This window comes from Autumnicola edwardsiae, assembly GCF_031846505.1.
Lineage (GTDB): Bacteria > Bacteroidota > Bacteroidia > Flavobacteriales > Flavobacteriaceae > Autumnicola > Autumnicola edwardsiae.
The window spans coordinates 1-1,475 of the sequence record NZ_JAVRHP010000234.1; the positions used below are offsets into that span (position 1 = coordinate 1).

General features: G+C 36.9%; 1 protein-coding gene and 1 pseudogene. Both read left to right on the forward strand.

Features of this window, described 5'->3' with window-relative positions; genetic code table 11:
* Positions 1-124 (forward strand): annotated as a pseudogene (locus tag RM529_RS18200) (BfmA/BtgA family mobilization protein); the annotation flags it as partial.
* 11 nt (positions 125-135) lie between these two features.
* Positions 136-1,167 carry a MobB family relaxase gene (gene mobB / locus RM529_RS17310; RefSeq protein WP_311485992.1) on the forward strand — a complete coding sequence of 344 codons (1,032 nt, stop codon included), beginning with the start codon at positions 136-138 and terminating at the stop codon, positions 1,165-1,167.
* Positions 1,168-1,475: the final 308 nt, after the last annotated feature.

Here is a 1,475-nt window from a genome sequence, read left to right on the forward strand (position 1 = left end):
GATTCAATCCCTTTTTGAAACAGAAGAACCTACAAAAAAACCGCTGATTGTAGAAAAGAAATATGCCGAAGAAAAAAAGGAAGTACGCTTTCGCGAAAAGCAAAACCCAAGTAACCAACTTTAATTTTTTGAACTATGTACATCACAATAACACCTCAAAAGTTGGGTACTAATTATTCACAAAGTTCCGCTGATTTTGTGGGCTATTTAGAGAAAGAAAACGAGGGTCTAGAACAGCAAGATATGGAACACTTTTTCAATCAATATGGCGATGAAATTTCCGCTGAAGAAGTGGTAAAAGAAATCGATGGAAACACCGCAAAATTGAAAAAGAAAGAACCCAAGTTTTATTCGATTACGGTCAGTCCGTCAAAGTACGAATTGCGAAAACTTCAGAACAATAGCCAAGATTTAAAAACCTACACGCGTGAGCTTATGAAGGATTATGTTGCCAGCTTCAATCGAGAAATTCACGGACGACCCATAACCATAGATGACATAAAATATTTCGCTAAAATTGAACATCAACGAACCTTTAAAGGAACAGATTTTCAGATTAAAGAGAATCAACCTTACGCTTCAAAAATTCTTCAGCTAAAAACTGAAATCCGAAATGTTCAAGAAGGAAGAGCTGAGGGGAATATTAAAAAGATGAAAAAAGAAATTGCCAATCTGGAAGGCCAAGCACCGCATCAGCAAAATGGAAAACGGATTGTCCAGGGAATGCGAAAAGATGGAAACCAAAGTCACATCCATATCATCGTTAGCCGAAAGGATGCTTCAAATTCGGTTAGTCTTTCTCCCGGAAGCAAACACAAAGCTTCGGAAGTTGAAATGCACGGTAAAAAGGTAAAGCGCGGTTTTGATAGAGATACCTTTTTCGCGAAAGCGGAAAAAACGTTTGACAAGTCTTTTGACTATAAACGCAACTTTGCAGAAACCTATAAAGCCCGAAAGGACTTTGTAAAGAATCCTAATCTATACTTCGCCGCCTTGATGAAGTTGCCAGCCAATGAAAAAGCATTGGCTTTCAAAATGATCACAAAAACGGGATTGCCCATAGTGCCAAGTATTCCAGTTAGTCAAGCACAAATTGCACTTCGGGTTTTCAAGCATTTAAGACGTGGCGTAGAAGTGGCCATTAAATCAAGTTCAATAGGGATCTAATTGATATGGAGTTAGACAATCTTATATCGGTACTTTCAATTATTGGTTTATCCAGTATGGTTTTCTATGCGATGTTTCGGGTTAGCAAGTATGCGTTTCTTTTGAATATCGCAATACTTTTATTTTTCATTTTCTTTATTTCTAAAGGGAATGAATTAGTATCAATATTGCTGTATCTAGCGTGTCCTCTAATGCTAATTAATATAGGGTTCTATGTCTTTCTACACAAAACTGAAAACGTACAGAATGGCGATAGAAAATATCAAGTCAATTTTGCTACGACCCAAGGAAATTTCAAACTGGATAAT

Bases quoted from the DNA above. Each gene is read 5' to 3' on its own strand.
- mobB (WP_311485992.1), top strand. From the start codon at position 136: ATGTACATCACAATAACACCTCAAAAGTTGGGTACTAATTATTCACAA.